This window comes from Xanthomonas chitinilytica (genome assembly GCF_026107455.2).
In the GTDB taxonomy this organism is placed as follows: domain Bacteria; phylum Pseudomonadota; class Gammaproteobacteria; order Xanthomonadales; family Xanthomonadaceae; genus Stenotrophomonas; species Stenotrophomonas chitinilytica.
Genome location: NZ_JAPCHY010000002.1, coordinates 251,678 through 274,980 on the forward strand (window position 1 = coordinate 251,678; position 23,303 = coordinate 274,980).

The 23,303-nt window shown below is 66.0% G+C and carries 18 protein-coding genes; 8 read left to right on the top strand and 10 right to left on the bottom strand.

Annotated features, from left to right (window positions below):
• The first annotated feature begins 8 nt into the window (after positions 1–8).
• On the top strand, positions 9–1,307 hold the full coding sequence (locus tag OK345_RS03215; protein ID WP_265126463.1) for a glycosyltransferase: 1,299 nt from the start codon (positions 9–11) through the stop codon (positions 1,305–1,307).
• Positions 1,308–1,501: 194 nt separating this feature from the next.
• Here OK345_RS03215 and OK345_RS03220 read toward each other — a convergent pair whose 3' ends face one another.
• The 3 genes from OK345_RS03220 to OK345_RS03230 all read right to left on the bottom strand — a co-directional run bounded on the left by OK345_RS03220 (position 1,502) and on the right by OK345_RS03230 (position 5,458).
• Positions 1,502–3,904, bottom strand: a complete 2,403-nt coding sequence (locus OK345_RS03220; RefSeq protein WP_265126464.1) for a reprolysin-like metallopeptidase — start codon at positions 3,902–3,904, stop codon at positions 1,502–1,504.
• Between the two features lie 185 nt (positions 3,905–4,089).
• Positions 4,090–4,719, bottom strand: coding sequence for a CoA transferase subunit B (locus OK345_RS03225; RefSeq protein WP_265126465.1), 630 nt, complete (start codon positions 4,717–4,719; stop codon positions 4,090–4,092).
• A 1-nt stretch (position 4,720) separates the two neighbouring features.
• Positions 4,721–5,458 carry a CoA transferase subunit A gene (locus OK345_RS03230; protein ID WP_265126466.1) on the bottom strand — a complete coding sequence of 246 codons (738 nt, stop codon included), beginning with the start codon at positions 5,456–5,458 and terminating at the stop codon, positions 4,721–4,723.
• A 144-nt stretch (positions 5,459–5,602) separates the two neighbouring features.
• On the opposite strand from OK345_RS03230, the gene OK345_RS03235 reads away from it, so the two are divergent.
• The 3 genes from OK345_RS03235 (at position 5,603) to OK345_RS03245 (ending at position 9,647) form a co-directional block, all read left to right on the top strand.
• Positions 5,603–6,952: a phosphohexomutase domain-containing protein gene (locus OK345_RS03235; protein ID WP_265126467.1), complete on the top strand. Its 1,350-nt coding sequence runs from the start codon at positions 5,603–5,605 to the stop codon at positions 6,950–6,952.
• 13 nt (positions 6,953–6,965) lie between these two features.
• Positions 6,966–8,369, top strand: a complete 1,404-nt coding sequence (locus OK345_RS03240; protein ID WP_265126468.1) for a mannose-1-phosphate guanylyltransferase/mannose-6-phosphate isomerase — start codon at positions 6,966–6,968, stop codon at positions 8,367–8,369.
• 111 nt (positions 8,370–8,480) lie between these two features.
• Entirely contained in the window at positions 8,481–9,647 is a 1,167-nt protein-coding gene (locus OK345_RS03245) for a nucleotide sugar dehydrogenase (protein ID WP_265126469.1), read from the top strand.
• A 58-nt stretch (positions 9,648–9,705) separates the two neighbouring features.
• On the opposite strand, the gene rfbD is transcribed toward OK345_RS03245, so the two are convergent.
• The 4 genes from rfbD to rfbB all read right to left on the bottom strand — a co-directional run bounded on the left by rfbD (position 9,706) and on the right by rfbB (position 13,211).
• A complete protein-coding gene (gene rfbD / locus OK345_RS03250; RefSeq protein ID WP_265126470.1) occupies positions 9,706–10,617 on the bottom strand; it encodes a dTDP-4-dehydrorhamnose reductase in 912 nt (303 codons plus the stop codon).
• Positions 10,614–11,171, bottom strand: coding sequence for a dTDP-4-dehydrorhamnose 3,5-epimerase (gene rfbC / locus OK345_RS03255; protein WP_265126471.1), 558 nt, complete (start codon positions 11,169–11,171; stop codon positions 10,614–10,616). The genes rfbD and rfbC overlap by 4 nt, the downstream gene beginning before the upstream one ends.
• Positions 11,168–12,055, bottom strand: coding sequence for a glucose-1-phosphate thymidylyltransferase RfbA (gene rfbA, locus OK345_RS03260; RefSeq protein WP_265126472.1), 888 nt, complete (start codon positions 12,053–12,055; stop codon positions 11,168–11,170). The genes rfbC and rfbA overlap by 4 nt, the downstream gene beginning before the upstream one ends.
• Positions 12,056–12,155: 100 nt before the next feature.
• Positions 12,156–13,211, bottom strand: a complete 1,056-nt coding sequence (rfbB, locus tag OK345_RS03265) for a dTDP-glucose 4,6-dehydratase (protein WP_265126473.1) — start codon at positions 13,209–13,211, stop codon at positions 12,156–12,158.
• Between the two features lie 248 nt (positions 13,212–13,459).
• Between rfbB and OK345_RS03270 the strand changes: the two genes are divergently transcribed.
• The 4 genes from OK345_RS03270 (at position 13,460) to OK345_RS03285 (ending at position 16,985) form a co-directional block, all read left to right on the top strand.
• Positions 13,460–14,206 carry an electron transfer flavoprotein subunit beta/FixA family protein gene (locus tag OK345_RS03270; protein ID WP_265126474.1) on the top strand — a complete coding sequence of 249 codons (747 nt, stop codon included), beginning with the start codon at positions 13,460–13,462 and terminating at the stop codon, positions 14,204–14,206.
• The gene (locus OK345_RS03275; RefSeq protein WP_265126475.1) at positions 14,206–15,141 is read left to right on the top strand and encodes an electron transfer flavoprotein subunit alpha/FixB family protein; all 936 of its coding nucleotides are present in this window, start codon (positions 14,206–14,208) and stop codon (positions 15,139–15,141) included. The genes OK345_RS03270 and OK345_RS03275 overlap by 1 nt, the downstream gene beginning before the upstream one ends.
• 78 nt (positions 15,142–15,219) lie before the next feature.
• A complete protein-coding gene (gene wecB, locus OK345_RS03280; protein ID WP_265126476.1) occupies positions 15,220–16,359 on the top strand; it encodes a non-hydrolyzing UDP-N-acetylglucosamine 2-epimerase in 1,140 nt (379 codons plus the stop codon).
• 119 nt (positions 16,360–16,478) lie between these two features.
• Positions 16,479–16,985 (top strand): hypothetical protein, encoded by a 507-nt coding sequence (locus OK345_RS03285; RefSeq protein ID WP_265126477.1) that lies wholly within the window; start codon positions 16,479–16,481, stop codon positions 16,983–16,985.
• Positions 16,986–17,118: 133 nt separating this feature from the next.
• Here the strand turns inward: OK345_RS03285 and OK345_RS03290 are convergent, their stop codons facing one another.
• The 3 genes from OK345_RS03290 to OK345_RS03300 form a co-directional block, all read right to left on the bottom strand.
• Positions 17,119–19,173 carry an acyltransferase family protein gene (locus OK345_RS03290; RefSeq protein ID WP_265126478.1) on the bottom strand — a complete coding sequence of 685 codons (2,055 nt, stop codon included), beginning with the start codon at positions 19,171–19,173 and terminating at the stop codon, positions 17,119–17,121.
• A 96-nt stretch (positions 19,174–19,269) separates the two neighbouring features.
• Positions 19,270–20,022 (bottom strand): class I SAM-dependent methyltransferase, encoded by a 753-nt coding sequence (locus OK345_RS03295; RefSeq protein WP_265126479.1) that lies wholly within the window; start codon positions 20,020–20,022, stop codon positions 19,270–19,272.
• On the bottom strand, positions 20,019–22,835 hold the full coding sequence (locus OK345_RS03300) for a glycosyltransferase (RefSeq protein ID WP_265126480.1): 2,817 nt from the start codon (positions 22,833–22,835) through the stop codon (positions 20,019–20,021). Before OK345_RS03300 ends, OK345_RS03295 begins: the two co-directional genes overlap by 4 nt.
• Positions 22,836–23,303 lie beyond the last annotated feature (468 nt).

The window sequence follows — 23,303 nt, forward strand, 5'->3', positions numbered from 1 at the left end:
AGCGGACGATGAGGACGACCGGGTTGACCGAAGCGATCTGGCACCTGCGCCGGCTTGCACGCAAACTGGCCGGTGGTGGACGCAGCCTGCTGACCCGCGGAATCGCCGGCACCTGGCAACATGTCCATGCACTGGTGAGGAACCGGCGCGACGTGCAGCAACCTGCGCCGGCATTGCCTCCACCAACGGCGCCCGCGCCATCCGGATCGGAAGGGCGGGTCCTGGTGGTCGATGCCGTCATGCCCGATCCGGCACGCGACTCCGGCTCCGTCCGCCTGCTGGAAATGCTGCAGCTGCTGGTCGACCTGGATTGGCAGGTAAGCTTCATGCCGGACAGCGGGAGGACCACGCCGGAGGAGAAAGCCAGGCTGGCCCGCATCGGCGTGGAGACCATCGGCGTGGCCGGCAGCGCCAGCCTGCCCCACTGGCTGCGCTCGCATGCCTCCCGGCTCCATGCCGCCATTCTGTGCCGCCATCCGGTCGCGCGGATGCAGCTGCCGCTGATCCGTGCGCTGGCACCGGATGCGCGCATCATCTTCGATACCGTCGACCTGCATTTCCTGCGCGAATCGCGTGAAGCCGAAGCCGCAGGCGACCGGCGCCTGCACGCCGCCGCCGAGCGCACCCGCCGGACGGAACTGTCGTTGATGGCGCGCAGCGACGTGACCCTGGTGGTCAGCCCGATCGAGCAGGAACTGCTTTCCCGGCTTGCTCCCGGCATCGGGGTGGAGATCGTCTCCAACATCCATCACGTGCAGGCGCGCACGCTGGGCCATGCCGAACGGGCGGATCTGTTGTTCGTCGGCGGATTCGGCCACCCACCCAACCGCGATGCCGCCTATTGGCTGGTCACCACGATCTTCCCGCGCATCCGCGAACGGCTCCCCGACATCCGGCTGCATCTGGTCGGCAGCATCCCCGACCAGGACCGGCAGCAACTGCAATCGCCCGGTGTGCTGGTCCACGGCCGGGTGGAATCACTGGAGCCATTGCTGTCCCAATGCCGGATCGCGGTGGCACCGCTGCGCGTGGGTGCCGGCGTCAAGGGAAAGGTCAACACCGCGATGAGCCACGGCCTTCCGGTGGTGATGACCGCCATCGCCGCCGAGGGTATGTTCATCGAGGACGGGCGCGACGCGCTGCTGGCCGACGACGCACAATCCTTCGCCGACGCCTGCGTGCGGCTGTACCAGGACGCGGCATTGTGGGAATCGCTGTCGGTCAACGGCCAGCGGAACGTGCAGGAGCATTTCTCGGCGGACAATGCCAAAAGCACCCTGCAACGGATATTGCCCGATTCCCGCTAGCGCCGGTCGCCGCGCCCATGGGCTGCCCGCAGCAGCTTGCCAAGGCCTCATGCCCTGGAACGAGCCACGGGCTTGCCTTCACAGACCGAAGGGCAAACCCGTGACTGGATTCATGTCGCGCCATCTGCCGGGACTCCCCAGCTCCAGCAGCGATGACGCGCTGCACTCTCCCACGGCATGGCCGCGGGTGTCTCTCAGGGCATGACTTCCCATGCCTGGCTGGCCACCTTGCCGACGGTCTGGGACAGGCCGTAGTTTCCGGAGTACCAAACATTGTTGGATCCGGATGCGGTATTCCGCCAGAAGATGTCGGCCAGCCCATCGCCGTTGTAGTCGCCGACACTCACCACACGCCAGTTCTGGTTGGCGATTTTGCTCATCGCCATTTGCGTATCGTAGTTGCCTGAGAGCCAAATCGTATTCGCGCCAGAAGCGGTATTGCGCCACAGGACGTCGTCGCGACCGTCTCCATTGAAATCACCGACCCCGACGATTTTCCAGTCCAGACTGGAGATGCGCTTCTGCGGCTGCTGCATCGCATAGTTGCCGGAGAGCCAGATCGTGTTTGCACCAGTGCTGGCGTTCCGCCAGATGACGTCATCGCGGCCGTCGCCGTTGAAGTCGCCGACGCCCACGACCATCCAGTTCAGATTGGAAATGCGTGTCAGCGATTTGCGGGCAGCATAGCTGCCTGACGGCCAGACGATATTTGAGCCGGTAGCGAAATTGCGCCAGAGGATATCGTCACGTCCATCACCATCGAAATCGCCAACGCCCACGACCTTCCAATTGGAGTCGGCGATGGAGGAAAGCGATTTGCGGGAAGCATAGTTGCCAGCTGGCCAGACGATGTTCGCACCGGTGGCGAAGTTGCGCCAGAGAATGTCGGAAGCACCATCGCGATCGAAATCGCCGACTCCCACCACCCGCCACTCCTGGCTGGAGATGCCGTTGGTCGCCCGCCGGTTGTTGGTGTCGGCCGCGAGCCAGATGATGTTGGCGCCCGAGCCGAAATTCCGCCAAAGCACGTCATCGCGCCCGTCCTTGTTGTAATCGCCCGATTTCCCGGTCGAAAACGACATCATGGTATTGCGGAAAGCGGATACGGCGGGGACGGTCTGCCTGAGCGTGCGCGAATTGTCCGCCTGGTTGGCGACGCCACACGCATACCCCTTGCAGGACTTCACGTCGGGGTTGGAGAAGATCCGGATGCCGGTCTGTCCGCTGTCGCCATAGGCCATCACCGTATAGAAGTTGCCTTGGCTGGCATTGGCCTTGTAACCATAGGAATACGAATAACGGCCGGTTCCACCTGCATTCTCGACATCGTGTGCGAGCCCGAGGTTGTGGCCGACCTCATGCGCCAGCGTCTCATCGCTGCAGAAATAGATGGTCGACCCGACCTGAACCGAGCCATCGCTGACCACCGAGAAGCCATAACCGGCCGAACCCTGGGTGATCTCGCTGCCACCGCCACCGAGAAGCCAGGCAACGCCACAGCCGCCATGCACGGACCGGTCATAGTGCCGCACCAGGCTCACCAGATCCGCACCATAGCGGTCGCGTGCGGAGTGCAACGCCGCCAGCCCTGCCACCGGACCATTGCTGCCCTGGCCGCGGCCGGTGAGATCGTCCAATGCCATGTTGTTGCTGGTGCCATCGGGGTAATTGACCTCGATCGAGGCGACCATGCGCATCGTCGCATTGACCTTGCTGTTGACCAGGGCCTGGTTGGCAACAGCCACCAGGTAGCTCAGGCGGGTACGTGCCACGGATTCGCTCCCCTGCGCTGTGCGGAACCCCGTCGTATACCCGATCAGCAGGTCGATCGTGTTCTGTGGCGTGGCGGCAGCGGCAGCCGCGGCAGCCATGGGAGGGACAACGGCTGCCGGGGCCGCATCGTAGGCGCTTCCCGCGGACGTGTCGGATTCGGCGCTGACGGCATCCATCACCTGCCCCACCATCTGCTCGACCATCATGCCGTCCTCGGCATCCGCATCGATCGGAGGCGGCAACAGCCCGTCGTTCCCTTCCGGGACGGCGGGCTTGAAGCGATTCGGATCGCCCTCCATCAAGTATGTCCTGCCGTCACGCGTGGCGATCTGCAGGGGCATGCCGGTGGCCTGGGGGATCGAACCGAAAACAGCATCCGGACCGAAGGTGATGACGGCCTCCTGGGAAAGATCACCATCGGCGGCCCGGCCTACCCAGGTCCAGTTTCCGTCCTGCTGTTCTTCGTGACGCTCGTAGCGCAACCGGATCCGGTCGCCATTGGGCGCCGGCACGACCAGTTCGTCGCCATGCATGGCCGCGAAAGCGTGCGCTTCGCTCAACTGGACAGGATGGAGGGTGTAGGCGCCATCCCCGCCCCGCACCGGAGCGGCGGCGTATTCCAGCAACACGCCATTATCGGGAAGTCCGGCGATGGAATTGCCCGGCACCCTTTTCACCGACTCCATCGGAACCGTAGCGGCATCAGACAGTTGCGTATCGGAAGCGGGTGCGGAGGCCCTGTCCATATCCTGGAACGACTGGGCGCAACCTGCCAGGAACACATAAGTTACGAGCAAGGTGGAGCGAAAACGGCGGTACTTCATTCTGTTGGGGGCTCTCGGCAGGAGAAATGGGAATGGCTCTCCATTGGGGTTCCCTACCCGCCCGTGAAGTCCATCCGGAATGCGGCGCACACTATAGTGGCGGCGACGCGTTTACCGCGCCGCCGCCATGCCCCCTCAGCGCAATAATGTGACGCACAGCACGCTATGTGCCGGCCGCGCGTCAATCAGTCAGCGAACACCACGCCGGTCTTTTCCTTCAACTCGTCTTTGCTCACGCCCGGCGCGGTCTCCACCAGCTTCAATCCGCTGTCGGTGACGTCGAACACCGCCAGGTCGGTGATGATCCGGTCGACCACGCCCACGCCGGTCAGCGGCAGCGTGCATTCGGGCAGGATCTTGTGCTCGCCGTTCTTGGCGGTGTGCTCCATCAGCACCACCACGCGCTGCACCCCGGCCACCAGGTCCATCGCCCCGCCCATGCCCTTGACCATCTTGCCGGGCACCATCCAGTTGGCCAGGTCGCCCTTGTCGGTCACCTGCATCGCGCCGAGGATCGCCAGGTTGATATGGCCGCCACGGATCATCGCGAAACTGTCGTGGCTGCCGAAGTAGCTGGCGCCGGCGCGCGCGGTCACCGTCTGCTTGCCGGCGTTGATCAGGTCCGCATCCACTTCGTCCTCGGTCGGGAACGGGCCGATGCCGAGCAGGCCGTTCTCCGACTGCAGCCACACGTCCACGCCCTCGGGGATGTGGTTGGCCACCAGCGTCGGCAGGCCGATGCCCAGGTTGACGTAGGCGCCGTCGGTCAGTTCGCGGGCGGCGCGCTGCGCCATTTCGTCGCGGGTCCAGGCCATCTCAGTTTCCTCCCTGGCGCACGGTGCGCTGCTCGATGCGTTTTTCCGGATGCGGGTTGTGGACGATGCGGTGCACGTAGATGCCCGGCAGGTGCACCTGGTCCGGATCGATGCTGCCCACCGGCACCACTTCCTCCACCTCCACGACGCACAGCCTGCCGGCCATGGCGCAGGCCGGGTTGAAGTTGCGCGCGGTCTTGCGGAACACCAGGTTGCCGGCCTCGTCGGCCTTCCACGCCTTGACCAGCGCCACGTCGGCGCGCAACGCGGTTTCCAGCACGTAGTGCTTGCCGTCGAACTCGCGGGTTTCCTTGCCCTCGGCCACCACGGTGCCGTAGCCGGTGGCGGTGAAGAACGCCGGGATGCCGGCGCCGCCGGCACGCAGGCGCTCGGCCAGGGTGCCTTGCGGGTTGAACTCCAGCTCCAGTTCGCCGGCCAGGAACTGGCGCTCGAATTCCTTGTTCTCGCCCACGTAGGACGAAATCATCTTCTTGATCTGCCGGGTTTCCAGCAGCTGGCCGAGGCCGAAGCCATCCACCCCGGCGTTGTTGGAGATCACCGTCAGGTCCTTGACCGCGCTGTCGCGCAGCGCCGCGATCAGCGCTTCCGGGATGCCGCACAGGCCGAAGCCGCCGACCGCCAGGGTCTGGCCATCGGCCACCACTCCTGACAGTGCCTCGCGGGCATCGGCAAACAACTTGCCGCGCCGCGCGCCGTTTGAAGGAAGGGAATCGCTCATCGACCTGACTCGTGTGAAAGGTTGCCCGCATTCTAGCCGCTGCCGGAAATCGCCTCCCCTTGGACTTTCGTCCAGCGCGCAGACAGCGGCCGGTCACGCCACGCACTAAACTAGCGGATCGACCGATTCCGCAGGATGCCCGCCATGCCCCTTCCCGCCTTCAAGGCCTACGACATCCGTGGCCGCGTGCCGGACGAGCTCGACGCGGAGATGGCCCGCCGCATCGGCGTGGCCCTGGCCGCGCAGCTCGGCCCCGGAGCCGTGGTGCTGGGCCATGACGTGCGCCTGACCAGCCAGGGGCTGCAGGATGCGCTGGCCGCCGGCCTGCGCGGCGCCGGCCGCGAGGTGATCGACATCGGCCTGTGTGGCACCGAGGAGGTCTATTTCCAGGTCGACCACCTGCAGGCCGCCGGCGGGGCGATGGTCACCGCCAGCCACAACCCGATGGACTACAACGGCGTGAAGCTGGTGCGCGAACAGGCCCGGCCGATCAGTTCGGATACCGGCCTGTTCGCCATTTCCGATGCCGTGGAAGCCGATACCGCCCCGCCGCAGGCCGCCCGCGCCGGCCTGCGGACGCAACCGGACAAGAGCGACTACGTGCGGCACCTGCTGGGCCATGTCGATGCGGCGGCGCTGAAGCCGCTGAAGCTGGTGGTCAACGCCGGCAACGGCGGCGCCGGCACCATCATCGACCTGCTCGCGCCGCACCTTCCGTTCGAGTTCGTGCGCATCTGCCACGAGCCCGATGGCAGCTTCCCCAACGGCATCCCCAACCCGCTGCTGCCGGAGAACCGCGACGTCACCGCACGCGCGGTGGTCGAGCACGGCGCCGACTTCGGCATCGCCTGGGATGGCGATTTCGACCGCTGCTTCTTCTTCGACCATGGCGGCCGCTTCATCGAGGGCTACTACCTGGTGGGACTGCTGGCGCAGGCGATCCTGGCGCGCAATCCCGGCGGCAAGGTGGTGCACGACCCGCGCCTGGTCTGGAACACGGTGGAGATGGTCGAGGCGGCCGGCGGCGTGCCGGTGCTGTGCAAGAGCGGGCATGCCTTCATCAAGGAGAAGATGCGCGCGGAGAACGCGGTCTACGGCGGCGAGATGAGCGCCCACCATTATTTCCGCGAGTTCGCCTATGCCGACTCGGGGATGATCCCGTGGCTGCTGATCGCCGCGCTGGTCTCGGAATCCGGCCGCTCGCTGGCCGATCTGGTCGAGGACCGCATGGCGCGCTTCCCCTGCAGCGGCGAGATCAACTTCAAGGTCGCCGACGCCAGCGCGGCCGTCGCCCGGGTGATGGCGCACTATGCCGGGCAGTCGCCGGCGCTGGACCATACCGACGGCATCAGCGCCGATTTCGGCGACTGGCGCTTCAACCTGCGCAGTTCCAATACCGAGCCCCTGCTGCGCCTGAACATCGAAACGCGGGGCGACGCGGCGTTGCTGCAGCAGCGCACCGCCGAACTTTCCGGCCTGCTCGCAGCCCCCTGACCGCGGAGTCCCCATGAGCCAGATCCTTCCCGTCATCCTTTCCGGCGGCTCCGGCACCCGGCTGTGGCCGCTGTCGCGCGAAAGCTATCCCAAGCAGTTCCTGCCGCTGGCCGGCGAGCACAGCATGCTGCAGGCCACCTGGCTGCGCGTGGCCGACATCGCCGGGCAGATGCCGATCGTGGTGGCCAACGAGGAGCACCGCTTCGTGGCCGCCGAGCAGCTGCAGCAGGTGGGCGTGCAGCCGCAGTCGATCATGCTGGAGCCGGTCGGCCGCAATACCGCCCCGGCCATCGCCGTGGCGGCGCTGGAAGCCACCCGCGAAGGCGGCGATGCGCTGCTGCTGGTGCTGCCCTCCGACCACGTGATCGCCGACGAGGCCGCCTTCCGCACCGCAGTCCTGCAGGCGGCGGTGGCCGCCGAAGCCGGCAAGCTGGTCACCTTCGGCATCGTGCCGACCGGTCCGGAAACCGGTTACGGCTACATCAAGGCCGCCGACGGCGACGGCACGCGTGCGGTCGAGCGCTTCGTCGAGAAGCCCGACCTGGCCACCGCCACCGACTATGTATCCAGCGGCCAGTACTACTGGAACAGCGGCATGTTCCTGTTCAAGGCCTCGCGTTACCTGCAGGAACTGGAGCGGTACCACCCGGCCATGCTGACGGCCAGCCGCATGGCATGGAAGAAGGCCCGCCGCGATGCCGACTTCACCCGCCTGGACAAGGACGCCTTCACCGCCGTGCCCTCCGACTCCATCGACTACGCGGTGATGGAGAAGACATCCGATGCGGTGGTGGTGCCGCTGGATGCCGGCTGGAACGATGTCGGCTCGTGGACGGCCCTGCGCGATGTCTCCCAGCAGGACGGCGACGGCAACGCCCACCAGGGCGACGTCATCGCCATCGACTGCCGCAACACCTACGCCTACGGCCAGCGGCTGGTGGCCCTGGTCGGCCTGGACGACGTGATCGTGGTCGAAACCGACGATGCGGTGCTGGTCGGCAGGGCCGACCGCATGCAGGAGGTCAAGGAAGTGGTCGCGCGGCTGAAAGCGGAAGGCCGCAGCGAGGCGACCTGGCACCGCAAGGTCTACCGCCCCTGGGGCGCCTACGACTCCATCGACCACGGCGAGCGTTTCCAGGTCAAGCGCATCACGGTCAAGCCCGGCGGCACCCTGAGCCTGCAGATGCACCATCACCGCGCCGAACACTGGGTGGTGGTCAGCGGCACCGCGGAGGTCACGCGCGGCGACGAAGTGATCCTGCTGAGCGAGAACCAGAGCACCTACATCCCGCTGGGCGTGACCCATCGCCTGCGCAACCCCGGCAAACTGCCACTGGAGCTGATCGAAGTGCAGTCCGGCAGCTACCTGGGCGAGGACGACATCGTGCGCTTCGAGGATACCTACGGGCGGTCCTGATTCCGGGGCGACCGCGTTCCGTCCATCGCCGCCCGCCGGACTGCCGCATCGGCAGGCGACGGTCCTGGTGCGGTGGTTAGAATGCCCGGGTATTCGCCAAGGTAATCCATGATGAAGATCGCCGTTGCCGGCACAGGTTATGTCGGCCTGTCCAACGCCATCCTGCTGGCGCAGCACAACAGCGTGGTCGCCGTCGATATCGACGTGCGCAAGGTCGAGCTGATCAACAACCGCCGGTCCCCGATCGAAGACCCCGAGATCGCGCAGTTCCTGGCCGAGGCATCGCTGGACCTGGTCGCCACCGCCGACGGCGGCCAGGCATATCGCGACGCGGAGCTGGTGATCGTCGCCACGCCGACCGACTATGACGAGCGCACCAATCATTTCAATACCCGCTCGGTGGAACAGGTCATCGCCGAAGTGCTCGAGGTCAACCCGCGGGCGATCCTGCTGATCAAATCGACCGTCCCCGTCGGCTTCGTACGCTCCGCGCAGGAACGTTTCGGCAGCGACAACATCCTGTTCTCGCCGGAGTTCCTGCGCGAAGGCCGGGCGCTGTACGACAACCTGTATCCGAGCCGCATCGTCATCGGCGAGCGCTCCGCGCGCGCCGAACGCATCGCGGCCCTGTTCCTGCAGGGTGCGAAGGCCGAGGACATCCCGGTGCTGTACACCGACTCGACCGAAGCCGAGGCGATCAAGCTTTTCGCCAACACCTACCTGGCCATGCGCGTGGCCTACTTCAATGAACTGGACAGCTATGCCCAGATCCATGGCCTCGATACGCGCGCGATCATCGACGGCGTTTCCCTCGATCCCCGCATCGGCAACCATTACAACAACCCGTCCTTCGGTTACGGCGGCTACTGCCTGCCCAAGGACACCAAGCAGCTTCTTGCCAATTACCAGGACGTCCCGCAGAACCTGATCCAGGCCATCGTCTCCTCCAACTCCACCCGCAAGGACTTCGTCGCCGAACAGATACTCCGGCAGGAGCCGAAGGTGGTGGGAATCTACCGGTTGATCATGAAGGCCGGCTCGGACAACTTCCGCGCCTCCTCGATCCAGGGCGTGATGAAGCGGCTCAAGGCCAAGGGGGTGGAGGTGGTGGTCTACGAGCCCGTGCTCAAGGAGCCCACCTTCTTCAACTCGCGGGTGATCACCGACCTGGCTGATTTCAAGGGCATGTGCGATGTGATCGTCGCCAACCGCATCACCCGCGACATCGAGGACGTGGCCGGAAAGATCTACACCCGCGATCTGTTCGGCAAGGACTGACGGGGCAGCGCGCCCCACCTCTTCGGTCGGGGGCGCAGGAGCGGTGCCGGCAGGCAGCTCACCGGTTCCGGTCGGCGGCCGCCAGTTCGGCGATCACCCGATCCAGCCCCTCCTGCCAGGCAGGGGGCACGATGCCGAAATCTTCCTGCAGGCGATGGTTGTCCAGGCAAGACCAGGACGGCCGGGAAGCGGCGGTGGGATACTGGCTGCTTTCGAGCGCATCGACCTGCGGCATCCTGGCCAACAGGCCCGTGGCCACCGCGCGTTCGAATATCGCCTCGGCAAATCCATGCCAGCTGGTCCGCCCGCTGGCGGTCAGGTGCCACAGCCCCGACCGGGAAGCGCCGCTCCGCAGCACCTGCGCGGTGACGTCGGCGATCATCGCCGCGGGGGTCGGCGTACCGACCTGATCGGCCACCACGCCGAGCCGCTCGCGCTCGGCCCCCAGCCGCAGCATCGTCTGCAGGAAATTCCGGCCATGGCTGGCATAGACCCATGCCGTCCGGAAGATCATGTGGCGCGCGCCGGAGGCGATGATGGCCTCTTCGCCCTCACGCTTGCTGGCCCCATACACCCCCAGTGGCCCGGTGGCGTCATCCTCGCGATAGGGCCGCTTGCCGCGACCATCGAACACATAGTCGGTGGAGTAGTGCACCAGCGGCACGTCATGGGCCGCGCACCAGCGCGCGATCGCCGCCGGCGCTTCGGCATTGGCGCGGAACGCCAGCTCCGGCTCCTGTTCGGCGCGATCCACGGCGGTATAGGCCGCCGCGTTGACCACGATGCGCGGCTGCAGGCGATCCAGCAGCGCCGGCAGGCTGTCGGGCTGGTCGAGGTCGGCGGTCTCGCAGGTACGACCATCGAACAACCGGCCGCTGCGGGTGGCCGCCACGATTCCACCCAGCGGCACCAACGCACGCAGCAGCTCCCGCCCGACCTGGCCGTTGCCGCCGAATACCAGCACGGTCATGGAAGATGGACCGGCAGGCGATCCCGGGCGATCTCCTCCAGGAACGGCGCATTCCTGTCCTTGGCCGACAGGATCGGGGCGCTGATCGGCCAGTCGATGGCGATGCCGGCATCGTTCCAGCGCACGCCGGCGTCTGCTTCCTTGACGTAGACGTCGGTACACAGATAGCTGAACACCGCGCGCTCGGACAGTACCGCGAACCCGTGGGCGAAGCCTTCCGGGATCCACAGCTGGCGCCGGTTCTCAGCACTGAGGACCACCGCTTCCCAGCGGCCGAAAGTCGGCGAACCGCGGCGGATATCCACCGCCACGTCGTAGACCTCGCCCTCGAGCACGCTGACCAGTTTCCCCTGCGGCCGCGGCCACTGGTAGTGCAGGCCCCGCAGCGTCCCCCCGACCGAGGTCGACACATTGCTCTGCACGAACCGGGTCGGCAGGCCATGCTCGGCGAAGCGCTCGGCATTCCAACTCTCGAAAAACACCCCGCGCTCGTCGCCGAACACGACCGGTTCGATCACCACGCAGCCCGGCAGCGATGTCTCGATGACCTTCAACGCACGACTCCCCGCTTGACCAGCGCCTGCAGATACTGGCCGTAACCATTCTTCGCCAGCGGCGCAGCCAGCCGTTCGACCTGCACCGCATCGATCCAGCCATTGCCGAAGGCGATCTCCTCCGGACAGCAGACCTGCAGGCCCTGCCGGGCCTGGATGGTTTCGATGAAGTTCGACGCCTCGTGCAGCGACTGGTGGGTACCGGTATCCAGCCAGGCATAGCCGCGGCCCAGCTGCTCCAGGTACAGCGCGTCCTCGTCGAGGTAGCGTTTGTTGAGGTCGGTGATTTCCAGCTCCCCGCGCGATGACGGTTGCAGCTCGGCGGCGAAGTCGGCTGCACGCCGGTCGTAGAAGTACAGACCTGTCACCGCATAGTTGGAACGCGGACTGGCGGGCTTCTCGACGATTCCCACCACCTTGCCGTCGGCATCGAACTCGGCCACGCCGTAGCGCTCGGGATCGTTGACCCAGTAACCGAACACGGTCGCTCCATCGACGCGCGCATCCGCGCGCCTGAGCGTTTCGGTGAGGCCGTGCCCGTGGAAGATGTTGTCGCCCAGCACCAGGCAGCTCGGTTGCCCGGCAACGAAATCGCGGCCGATCAGGTAGGCCTGGGCCAGGCCGTCCGGGCTGGGCTGTACCGCGTAGCGGATGTCCATGCCCCATTGCGAGCCATCGCCCAGCAGCGACTGGAACAGCGCCTGCTCGTGCGGGGTGTTGATGATCAGCACTTCGCGGATCCCCGCCAGCATCAGCACGCTGAGCGGGTAGTAGATCATCGGCTTGTCGTACACCGGCAGCAGCTGCTTGCTGACGCCCTTGGTGATCGGATACAGCCGGGTGCCGGAGCCGCCGGCGAGGATGATGCCCTTGCGTTGTGTCATGTATTGGTTCCTTCGGCCCGCATCTGGTGCCGGCCTTTGCGAGCACCCGCCTTCGCCGGCGCGCAGCGGCCGCGGCGATCTCTTCTGCGAATGAATCGTCTCAAGCCGCAGTGCCGATGCGCTGCAGCCGATAGCTGCCGTCGAGCACGCCGCGGACCCAGTCCTGGTTGTCCAGGTACCAGTCGACGGTGAAAGCGATGCCCTGCTCGAAGCTGTGCTTCGGCTCCCAGCCCAGCTCGTCCTTCAGCTTGGAAGCGTCGATCGCGTAACGGCGGTCATGGCCCGGGCGGTCGGCGACGTAGGCGATCTGGCTGCTGCGCGGCCGGCCGTCCTCGCGCGGACGGCGCGCGTCCAGCAGGTCGCAGATGGCCTGCACCACCTCGATGTTCCGCTTCTCGGCGTTGCCGCCGACGTTGTAGGTCTCGCCCGGCCTGCCCCTGGCCAGTACGGTGCGTATCGCCTCGCAGTGGTCGGCGACGAACAACCAGTCGCGGACCTGCCTGCCGTCGCCGTAGACCGGCAGCAGCTCGCCGGCCAGCGCCCTGGCGATCACCAGCGGGATCAGCTTCTCCGGGAAGTGATAGGGACCGTAGTTGTTGGAGCAGTTGGTGGTCAGTACCGGCAACCCGTAGGTATGGTGGAATGCGCGCACCAGGTGGTCCGAGGCCGCCTTGGACGCCGAGTACGGCGAGTTCGGTGCATACGGGGTGGTTTCGGTGAACTTGCCGGTCTCGCCCAGGGTGCCGTAGACCTCATCGGTGGAGACGTGCAGGAAGCGGAACGCCTGGCGCCTGCCGGGCACCAGCCCCTTCCAGTAATCGCGCACCGTCTCCAGCAGACTCAGGGTGCCGACCACGTTGGTCTGGATGAAGGCGCCGGGCCCGTCGATGGATCGATCGACGTGGCTTTCGGCAGCGAAATTCAGCACCGCATCGGGCTGATGCTCGGCCAGCAGGCGTGCCACGAGATCGCGGTCACCGATGTCCCCGTGGACGAACACATGGTCCGGGTTGCCCTCCAGGCTGGCCAGGGTCTGCAGGTTGCCGGCGTAGGTCAGCGCATCCAGGTTGATGACGCGGATGCCCCTGGCCACGGCTTCGAGCACGAAGTTGCCTCCGATGAAGCCTGCGCCGCCGGTCACAAACCATGTGGTCACTCGATGGTCCTCCTGCACTGTTGCGACTGCCCGATGCGGCAAACGATCCGCACAAGGATATACCGCCCCTCGGCTCGAGCCGACCGTTGACGGCATGGCCACGTCGGCGACAACTCGTCCGGACACTTGCGGCGCGGCACAACCAGACCATACGCATTCGCATGGAGCCGTCAACCCAGCTAGAATCGAGAAAAACCTTGTCTCCGGCCCGCGCCGGCCCCCTCAGTAACCGAAGGATCCTGCAGCACATGAAAATCCTCGTCGCGTACAAGCGCGTGGTGGACTACAACGTCCGCATTCAGGTCAAGCCGGATGGTTCCGGCGTGGTCACCGACGGCGTCAAGCTGTCGCCGAACCCGTTCGACGAGATCGCGCTGGAAGAAGCCCTGCGCCTGCGCGACAAGGGCATCGCCACCGAGGTCGTGGTCGCCACCATCGCCCCCGCCGACGCCCAGGCACACCTGCGCAACGGCCTGGCGATGGGCGCCAACCGCGCCATCCACGTGGTCACCGACCAGGCCATCCAGCCGCTGACCGCCGCCCGTACCCTGCTCAAGCTGGTCGAGAAGGAACAGCCCGACGTGGTCATCCTCGGCAAGCAGGCCATCGACGACGACGCCAACCAGACCGGGCAGATGCTGGCCACGCTGTGGGGCCGCCCGCAGGCCACCTTCGCCTCCAAGGTCGAGATTGCCGACGGCAAGGCCACGGTCACCCGCGAAGTCGATGCCGGCCTGGAAACGCTGGAAGTCGATCTGCCGGCCGTCATCACCACCGACCTGCGCCTGAACGAGCCGCGCTTCATCAAGTTGCCGGACATCATGAAGGCCAAGGCCAAGCCGCTCGAGACCCTGCAACTGGCCGACCTCGGCGTCGAGGCCGCCGACACGTTCAAGACCACCCACTACGCCGCCCCGGCCAAGCGCAGCAAGGGCGTGATGGTGAAGGACGCCGCCGAACTGGTGGCCGCACTCAAGCAGAAGGGGTTGCTGTAATGGCCAAGATTCTCGTCATCGCCGAACACCTGGACGGCAAGCTCAACAGCGCCGTCGCCAAGACCGTCTCGGCCGCCGCCGCCATCGGTGGCGACATCGACGTGCTGGTGCTGGCCGCCGACCCGGCCGCCATCGCCGCCGAGGCCGCGCAGATCGCCGGCGTCGGCAAGGTGCTGACCCTCGCCAACCCGGCCAACGAACACGCCATCGCCCAGGTGCAGGCGCCGCAGATCGCCAAGGCCGCCGCCGGCTACAGCCACGTGCTCGGCCCGTCCACCACCACCGGCAAGGACCTGATGCCGGCCGTGGCTGCGCTGCTCGGCGTCAACCAGGTCTCCGACCTGATGACCGTCGAAGGCCCGCACGTCTTCAAGCGCCCGATCTACGCCGGCAATGCCATCATCACCGTCGAAGTACCGGCCGACCAGGTCGTCGTGGCCACCGTGCGCGCCGCCTCGTGGCCGGAAGCGGCCAGGGGCAACAACGCCCCGGTCGAGGCGATCAGCATCGATGCCGCGCTGCCTTCGCACACCCGCTTCATCGGCCTGGCCGCCGGCAAGAGCGACCGCCCCGACCTGCAGAGCGCCAAGCGCGTGGTTTCCGGCGGCCGCGGCGTCGGCTCGGAAGAGAACTTCCAGATCATCTACAAGCTGGCCGACAGGCTCGGCGCGGCGGTGGGCGCCTCGCGCGCCGCGGTCGACGCCGGCTACGTGCCCAGCGACATGCAGGTCGGCCAGACCGGCAAGATCATCGCCCCGGAGCTGTATGTGGCCGTCGGCATCTCCGGCGCCATCCAGCACCTGACCGGCATCAAGGACGCCGGCACCATCGTCGCCATCAACAAGGACGGCGATGCGCCGATCTTCGAGATCGCCGACATCGGGCTGGTGGGCGATTTGTTCGCGATCCTGCCGGAGCTGGAGGCGGCGCTATAATCGGCGCCTTGAGGGGATCCTGACCAAGGGCCACTACGGTGGCCCTTTTTCATGCCGTATCGGAGGGCTGGCAGATCGATGGATAGCAAGAAGGTCATGGTGGTATTCGGCACGCGGCCGGAAGCCATCAAGATGGCCCCGGTAGTCCAGGCCCTGCAGGCCCACCCCGGCTTGACGCCACAGGTGGTTGTCACCGCACAGCACCGGCAGATGCTCGACCAGGTCCTGGAGTTGTTCGGCCTCGTCCCGGACGAGGACCTGGATCTGATGGCCCCCTCGCAGACGCTTCCGGACCTGTTCGCCCGCATCCTTACCGGGATGAGCCGAGTGCTGGCGCACAGGAAACCGGACCTGGTGCTGGTACACGGCGACACCAGCACGACCCTGGCCACCGCGCTGGCCGCGTTCTACGCCCGTATCCCGGTGGCGCATGTGGAAGCGGGGCTGCGCACCGGCGACCTGACCGCGCCGTGGCCGGAGGAAGCCAACCGCCGCCTTACCGCCCCGCTGTCCGCGCTGCACTTCGCTCCCACCGCCGCAGCCCGCGACAACCTCATCGCCGAGGGCATCGCCGCCGGCAACATCCACGTCACCGGCAACACGGTGATCGATGCGCTGCTGGAAGTCGTCACCCGCATCGAACAGGATCCGGCGCTGCGATCCGGGTTGGACGCGATGTTCCCGTTCCTGCAGCCGGACCATCGCATCGTGCTGGTGACAGGACACCGTCGCGAGAACTTCGGCGCGGGTATGGAGAACATCGCCCGCGCCCTTGCCGACATTGCCGCTGCCCGCGACGTGCAGGTGGTCTATCCCGTGCACCTGAATCCCAGCGTGCAGGAGCCCATGCGCCGCCTGCTTGGCGGCACCCCCCGGGTCCACCTGATCGAACCGCTGGACTATCTGCCCTTCGTCCACCTCATGAGCCGTGCCCACCTGATCATCACCGACTCCGGCGGCATCCAGGAAGAGGCTCCCTCGCTGGGCAAGCCGGTGCTGGTCATGCGCGATACCACCGAAAGACCCGAGGCCGTCGAAGCCGGCACCGTCCGGCTGGTGGGCACCGACCGCGGGAGGATCGTCGCCGAATCGATACGACTGCTCGACGATGACGGGGCCCATGCCGCCATGGCGCGGGCGCACAACCCCTACGGCGACGGCCGGGCCGCGGCCAGGATCGCCGACACGATCCACGCCTGGATACGCCCTTCCGCCTGAAGGACGAACCACTCCCGAACAGCATCTGTACGGCGGCTGGAGCCACCAGATATCGCCGCCGGGCCTATGCAACAATCGCCGCCCATGCCGTTATCCCACCATTCCCGGAAGCAACCCACATGAAAGCAAGGATCCGACTCGCCACCCTGTTGCTGTTGGCAACGGTCATCACCGGCTGTTCCCCCGATGGGCAGCGCGGTACGGAATCCGCGCAATCCGCTCCTCCGGCTGCCAACGCCGAGGGACAGCCCAGGCAACTGAAGAAAGCACTTCCCCACGGCATCCAGCTCGGCTTTGCCTATAACCTGCGGCGCGATCGGGTCGAGGAAGTCAAAGCCGGCGCATTCCAGCGCAGGATCCGGATCGAATACCTTGACCTGGAGCAGCAGCAGGCGGCCGACGCCATTACCGCCGACCTGACCGCCGCCGGCTACCAGGCCAGCGCGCCGAAGCGGCTCGACGACGGGCGTATCCGCATCGCCTTCAAGCAGGAAAAGCGCCGCACGATCGCCGTCACCATCAGGGAGGGAGGCAAGCTGCAGCACCCTTCCGCCAAGGGCATGATCTACATCAACATCCCGGTGAAGGCGCCGACCAGCAAGGCTGACGCAGCCGCCGCGCAGTAATCGCCGACGGAACACCCCGTCCCGGGGCGCGGCGGACCATGTTCCGCCCCTCCCCCTTCCCGGCCAAACCCGACCCGCCACGCAGCATCTGCGGCCAGCCATCGTTGCCGGCGGACATTTCCCACTGGTTCCGCTAGTGCTGCGCTCCTGCCTCGGCACGTTCCGGCTTCGGGGTCCCGGCGTTCTTCGCCATCGCGTTTTCGAGACGCTCCGCGAAGAAGTCGGCCATGGAACGCGAGTAGGTCGCAGTCAGATGATGGCTGTCGCGCCAGACGACGATGTTGCCGATGACCGCCGGGCACATCCCGTCGGGACACACCAGATCGGTGAAGTCCAGCAGTGCGACACCCTTCTCCACCTTATGCGCGGCGATTGCCGTATCCCGCTTCGACACCGCGATCCCGCGAAGATCGACCCGGCACCCCCTGTCCCCTGCCAAGCAGGCCTCGGGGCCGGGATCGCGCCAGCGCGGCGTGTCCGCCACCGCCACCACGCGGGAGCCTCCGGCCATGATCTCCTGCCAGAGTTCGACCATCGCTTTCCGCGCCGAAGGCGGTTTCTCCCCCTCGGCGGACCAGGTACGGACGCCACTGTGCATCTGCGCGAGGATCACCAGATCGGGGCGCTCCTCGGCGATGATCCGGCGTACCTGCTGTCCCCATGCCAGGCACTCCTCGTAGGCTTTGCCGGCTCGCCTCAGCATCACCGGCATCAGCGGACAGGACGACTTGGTATAGCTGAACGCGTTCCAGCCCTTCAGCTCCGCCACTTCCTCGAGAGCCGGGATCCAGTTCGCCGCGTGGGAGTCACCGATCAGGAAGACCTTGAAGCTCCCCCGGGGATCGCCGTAGCGGCAGGCGACGGGCTCGGAGTCCTTGAATCTCAGGTGGCATCCATTGTCGTAGGCCGCTGCGCGATCCTGCTTCAGCACCGCCAGCGATGGCGCGTAACCGCCGTCCCCGGCAACCGCCTCACCCGTCGCCAGCACCCTCGCCCCTAGGTATCGGTCCCGCTGACGCTGCGCTTCCGCCTCCTCGTATGCGATGGCACCCAGCAGCCCGCCGGCAAGCAGCACAGGAACCAGGGTGCCTCCGGCGATGCGCAGATCCGGCCAACGGACCGGCTCGTCACCTGGGCCACGATGCCGGAACCGGTCTTCGATATGCACCTTGCTGAACCAGGACAACCCCAGCGTGGCCAGGATCAGAAAGCTGCCGGCTACGGGGCCGATCGCCTTGCCCCCGGCTTCCGCCAGGTAGAACACCACGATCGGCCAATGCCACAGGTAGATCGAATAGGACGCATCGCCTACCCAGCGGAATGGCCGGCTCGCCAGCAGTGCGTATGCGCTGAACCGGGAACGGGTATCGCCGGCGACGATGATCAGGGCCGCCGCGACCGTGGGCAGCAGCGCGGCATGGCCCGGGAATGGCGTCTTTGCGGTGAACGCGAAAACCGCCAAGACGATGCCGAGCAGGCCGGCCCAGCCCGTCAGGTTGCGCAGCCATTGCCATAGAGGAACCCTGGTCACGGCGAGCAATCCGCCCAGACCCAGCTCCCATATGCGCGTATGGGTAACGAAGTAGGCTTGCGCCGGGTCGGCGTCGGTCAGCCAGACTGAAAGGCCGAGCGAGAGCGCGGTGACGGCCACAAATGCCGCCCGCAGGCACCAGAGCAGGGGAAGCCCGGCCTTCGCCGCCGCCCATGCCAAGGCGGCGACCAATGCGGGCCAGAACAGATAGAACTGTTCCTCGACCGACAACGACCAGTAGTGCTGGACCGGGCTGGCCTGGTTCTCGGCACCGAGATAGTCGACGGCCAGGTACGCCAGCCGCCAGTTCTCCACATACGTCGCGCTGGCAATCACTTCGAGCGCGGTGTCCTTCCATACCGTCGGCGGGAGCAGCAGCGGCGTCAGCAACGCGACCACGGCCAGCACCGCCGTCGCCGCGGGAAGAAGGCGACGCATCCGCTTCAGGTAGAAGGTTCCGAAGTTTATGCACCCCTTCTGCTCAAGCTCCCTGAGCAGCAGCGAGGTGATCAGGAATCCCGATATCACGAAGAACACATCGACGCCGACGTAGCCCCCGCCGAAGGCGGCGGGCCAGACGTGGAAGAGCAGCACGGCTACGACGGCGACCGCGCGCAGCCCCTGTATTTCCGGGCGCATCCCGGTGGTGCGGCCCATTTCTCTCTCGTGCATGTTGCTACTTGCCCGCCGCCCCCGGGTGATCCGGTGCAATGACCTGTGCCGGTATCCTAAGCCGTCGATTCATCGCATGCTTCACGCCGTTGCAACGAGTACGCGGCGCCGGAACAGATTCGTCTGCCGGGTGGCCACCTTGGCCGCCTTCATCTGTCTGAAGTAGGCCGCATGCCTGTCACTGCCGCATATCCACAGCTTCTTCCCGGTGATCAGGAACGGGGAGAACCCCGGCGAGGACAGCAGGAACTCCATGATCGCCTGCGTGGTGCCCGGGTGCCTGCGGTTGAAGAAGTCGTCGAACACCAGAACCGCCCCCTCGCCCAGCAGCCTGCGCGCTATTTCGATATCGCGCCGGACGACTTCGTAATCGTGCCCGCCGTCGATATGCAACAGCCTTACCGGCCGTCGCATGACCTCCAGCAGCCGATGCCCTTCGCGCGAGGTATCCATCCGCACCAGCTCCAGGCGATCGTCGCAACCGAACGCCGCGGCGTTCCGCCGGAGGATGGCCGGATCGTTGAAGTAGGGATGGTCGCGATCGCGCAGGTCGAAGATGTCCACCGCGAACACCCGCTCGTCTCCCCGCAGCAGATGATGGAACAGGATCGCGCCGCGACCGTGCCATACCCCAATCTCGACCAGGTCACCCACGACGCCCGAGGACTTCTGCACCTCATCCACCTGCACGAAGCAGCTTGCGTCCGAGCGGGTCAACCAGCCGCCGATGCACTTCATTTCCTGGATGTACTCGGCGGTGGACCGGCGCCGCGCCACCGTCCCGGACCGGGCTGGTTCCACAACCGCCGCCTGCATCGCCATGGCGCCGCTCACGCCAATCCTGCCCGCGCTTCCTGGCGCAACGCATCCACACCGAGCCTGGCCAGGCGTCGCCGGTAGGCCGAAGGCGTGCAGTTCTCGTAGGCATAGGTCAGCCCACGCTCGCTCTGCGCCTGGAACCGCGGCCAATCCTCATAGCAGGCGCGGATCAGCGCCTGCACCTGCTCCGGTTCCGCATATATCGCCGCGTCGCCGAATACCGCTTCGAAGGAAGGGGGCAGGACCACCACTGCTCCGGCGAACATCGCTTCCATGATCACGCGGCCAAATGCTTCTATCCAGTCCTTGTGATGGTAGTAGACGAAGAAGTCGATGGACTGGAGGAACTCCAGCGGCGTCACTGCATTGAAGCCGTGTACATCCCAATCGGCGATGTCCTCCGGCTTGAGCGCCCCGGATGCGATGACGTGATCGACGCCGCCCAGCACCCTGACCTTGACCGAACCATCGGATGGATACACCTTCAACAGCTTGTCGCGGCTCTCCGGCCACTTCAGGTGATGGTCGCGAGAATGCCGACCGATCACCGGCACCGTTCCCACCGGCGCGAGGCGTCGCTTGATCCTGGCCGGCTCCTCCGCCAACACCCCGACCCAATCGACGTCGAGCAACGCCGAATGCGGCAGCTGCGGCGCGAGCATGCGCCGGATCGTGGCCGATTGCGGTGCCCATTGCGGTTCCGCTCCGAATGCATTCCTGACATTCCGGGTGACCACGCCCATCTCGTAGGAATGTCGGTCCTGGTGGCGTTCGTAGGGCGGATGGTTGGCGACGATGATCACGCGTTCGGCCTCGATTCCAGGCGTCAGCGCCGTCGTGTACTGGAAGCATGCCGGCCAGCGCACGATGACCATGGTGGCCACTGCCGGCGTAGTGACCGCGATCTCCGTCACCTTGCCGCTGGTGATCAGGCGGGTCAACGCGGGGATGGGGTCGCGCACGGCCAGGTGCGTGAACAGCAGGTTGCGCACGTGCACCAGCCCCACCCTGAGACCCGCCTGTATGCAGATCTCCATCTCGTGGATCAGCGAATGGACATTGCCGCCGGTGAAGCCGAGCTCGGAAACGAAGATCACATCGAACTTCTCGCGTTCCGTGCCCATCCTGCCGGGCAGGAAGGATGCCGGCGCAGGAAACGGACGCGATTTGGCATCCATGGGCAAGAACGCCGAAGCATTGCCGGCGGCAATGCGCTGATGCCATTCCCGGTATCGTGCACGGTAGATCTGCCGTTCCGGGTGCATGAACCCGCGGAGCATGTCCGATCCCGAAAGGCTGCCGGGATCGTGCAGGGCGAAGGTCAAGGGCTCCTCGCGTACCGTCTCGATCTTCTGGTTGAAAGCCAGCTCCATCCGGTACAGGAATTCGGCATCGCCCATCTTTCTCACTGAATCCCAGCAACCGATCCGTGCGACCACATCGCCACGCCTGAACATCAGGCTGACCAGCGCCTTGTGCGCGAGCGCCCGGGCGGGACTGCGGTGCCGGATCTCCAGATCCGCTCCCACCCTGAGCCAGTTGCCGAGATTGGCGACCTTGCCCGGGTTTGCGATCAGGTGCCGGGCCTGCAGCTCGATCTTCTGCGGATGCGACCAGTCATCGGCGTCATGACAGGTGACGAATTCGCCTTGCGCGGCGCTCAAGCCTATGTTCCTGGCCGTATAGGCGCCTCGGTTGGAGGCACACTGGATCAACCTGACCCTCGGATCTTCCTTGGCCCAGCGTGCCAGCATGCCGCGGTAATCGGGCGGGCTGCCGTCGTCCACGACGATCAACTCCAGATTCTTCCATGTCTGCTCCAGCACCGAACGGATCGCGACCTCGGTGCCGGCGCCGGCGCGATAGACCGGCATGATGATGCTGACCAGCGGGCCGTCGACACTGGCAGGCGCCGCCTTTGCTTTCAGGCGGTTGAAAGGAGCCGCAGAGCCCGGAAGCAAGTCCAGCTCGCAGATGCCGGCGGCCAGATAGCCCTGGTTGATATGCCTGGACCATTCATCGATGTCGCCAACCCCCACCTGGATGAACGGATTGGCCGCATTGGCGCGCAGCAGATGATAGTTCGGCGTGTTCTCGGGCGTCAGCCCGAAGCTCTCCATCCACTCCAGCGCCTCGTCCGGGCGACGCTCCTGCAGCAAGGCGCTCGCCACCCACTCCGCATCGGTCAGACTCAGGGCACTGCGGCCAAAAGCCACCTTCACCAACTCAAACAGCGATATGGCGTTGACCCGATCCGATGCCATCGCATCCTGCCGGTACAGGGTGCGCGCAAGCCACAGCAAGGATTCACGGTCGAACCGCCTGGCGGTCTCCCTGGCGCTTCCACGTTTTGCAGGCGAACGGAAGCCCTCCAGCAGGGAACAGATGCCATCGAAATCCCACCGCCCCCCCGTTGCCTGGAACGCCAGGATGTTCCTGCCGTCCAGCGAACGGTTGAGTACGAGCTGATTGACCAACTCCGACTGCTTGTTGCCATTCGATTTTGCATAGAACCGGACTGCACCGAAGGCCGGCGACTTCACCGGCTTGTCCCCACTCACGACCCTGGGCTCCTGCTGCGCCAGCGACGTCGCGAGCCCCGAGAAGCCGATCTGCATTCGGTGAGAGATTCTCCGCACCACCAGCAGCATCACCGCCACCACAAGTACTTGCAGCAATAGCAGCGGCACCAGCGCCCCTCCTGGCCGCCCCATTACAACAGCCAGTATCCCGACCGTTGCGGTTGCAACGGCGGTCACGACAACCAGAAGCTGCTTCGGGGTCACCGTCTTCTGCTTGGCAAGCACGGCACTGACTATCGCATTCACTCTGCTGGCCTCCAGACATCAAGGATCTGCCACAAGCGCGGGAGCAGCACTACGCATGCGTCTTGGGCATTGACGTCCCAAACTAGAGGCCGAGCATTGCAGTAGCGTTGTATCTGGATGACACCTTCGTGTTGGCGCGATGACAGGCCACCGCATCGGCCACGCAGCCGCGCACTGCGTCCAGGCGCACGGGTCTCGCCAGAACGACCTGCAGGGCAGATGCACGACCATCCCGGACGGGCAGGGCCACCTCATCGCACACCACTGGATGCTAGACAGCACCGGCCCAGGATGCCGCCTGCACCCACGACACCCCGCTCCATGACATCCGAGGGTCAATGAACCCACGGCTCCGAGAAGGTGTCGCCCCTGCCCGTCCTTGTCCCGCTGGCACTTCACCGCAAGACGCTGCACGCCCCGGGCGCCTGCGGCCTCCAGCAGGGTGATGGAGCGACCCGTCCCAGGCGC

Coding starts and splice junctions, on each gene's coding strand:
- rfbD (WP_265126470.1), bottom strand. CDS start 10,617: ATGACCGTGCTGGTATTCGGCGGCAACGGCCAGGTCGGGCGGGAGCTG.
- OK345_RS03225 (WP_265126465.1), bottom strand. CDS start 4,719: ATGGCCTGGACCCGCGACGAAATGGCGCAGCGCGCCGCCCGCGAACTG.
- OK345_RS03235 (WP_265126467.1), top strand. CDS start 5,603: ATGCCCCTTCCCGCCTTCAAGGCCTACGACATCCGTGGCCGCGTGCCG.
- OK345_RS03275 (WP_265126475.1), top strand. CDS start 14,206: ATGGCCAAGATTCTCGTCATCGCCGAACACCTGGACGGCAAGCTCAAC.
- OK345_RS03285 (WP_265126477.1), top strand. CDS start 16,479: ATGAAAGCAAGGATCCGACTCGCCACCCTGTTGCTGTTGGCAACGGTC.
- OK345_RS03240 (WP_265126468.1), top strand. CDS start 6,966: ATGAGCCAGATCCTTCCCGTCATCCTTTCCGGCGGCTCCGGCACCCGG.
- OK345_RS03215 (WP_265126463.1), top strand. CDS start 9: ATGAGGACGACCGGGTTGACCGAAGCGATCTGGCACCTGCGCCGGCTT.
- wecB (WP_265126476.1), top strand. CDS start 15,220: ATGGATAGCAAGAAGGTCATGGTGGTATTCGGCACGCGGCCGGAAGCC.
- OK345_RS03245 (WP_265126469.1), top strand. CDS start 8,481: ATGAAGATCGCCGTTGCCGGCACAGGTTATGTCGGCCTGTCCAACGCC.
- OK345_RS03220 (WP_265126464.1), bottom strand. CDS start 3,904: ATGAAGTACCGCCGTTTTCGCTCCACCTTGCTCGTAACTTATGTGTTC.
- OK345_RS03230 (WP_265126466.1), bottom strand. CDS start 5,458: ATGAGCGATTCCCTTCCTTCAAACGGCGCGCGGCGCGGCAAGTTGTTT.
- rfbA (WP_265126472.1), bottom strand. CDS start 12,055: ATGACACAACGCAAGGGCATCATCCTCGCCGGCGGCTCCGGCACCCGG.
- OK345_RS03270 (WP_265126474.1), top strand. CDS start 13,460: ATGAAAATCCTCGTCGCGTACAAGCGCGTGGTGGACTACAACGTCCGC.
- OK345_RS03290 (WP_265126478.1), bottom strand. CDS start 19,173: ATGGGCCGCACCACCGGGATGCGCCCGGAAATACAGGGGCTGCGCGCG.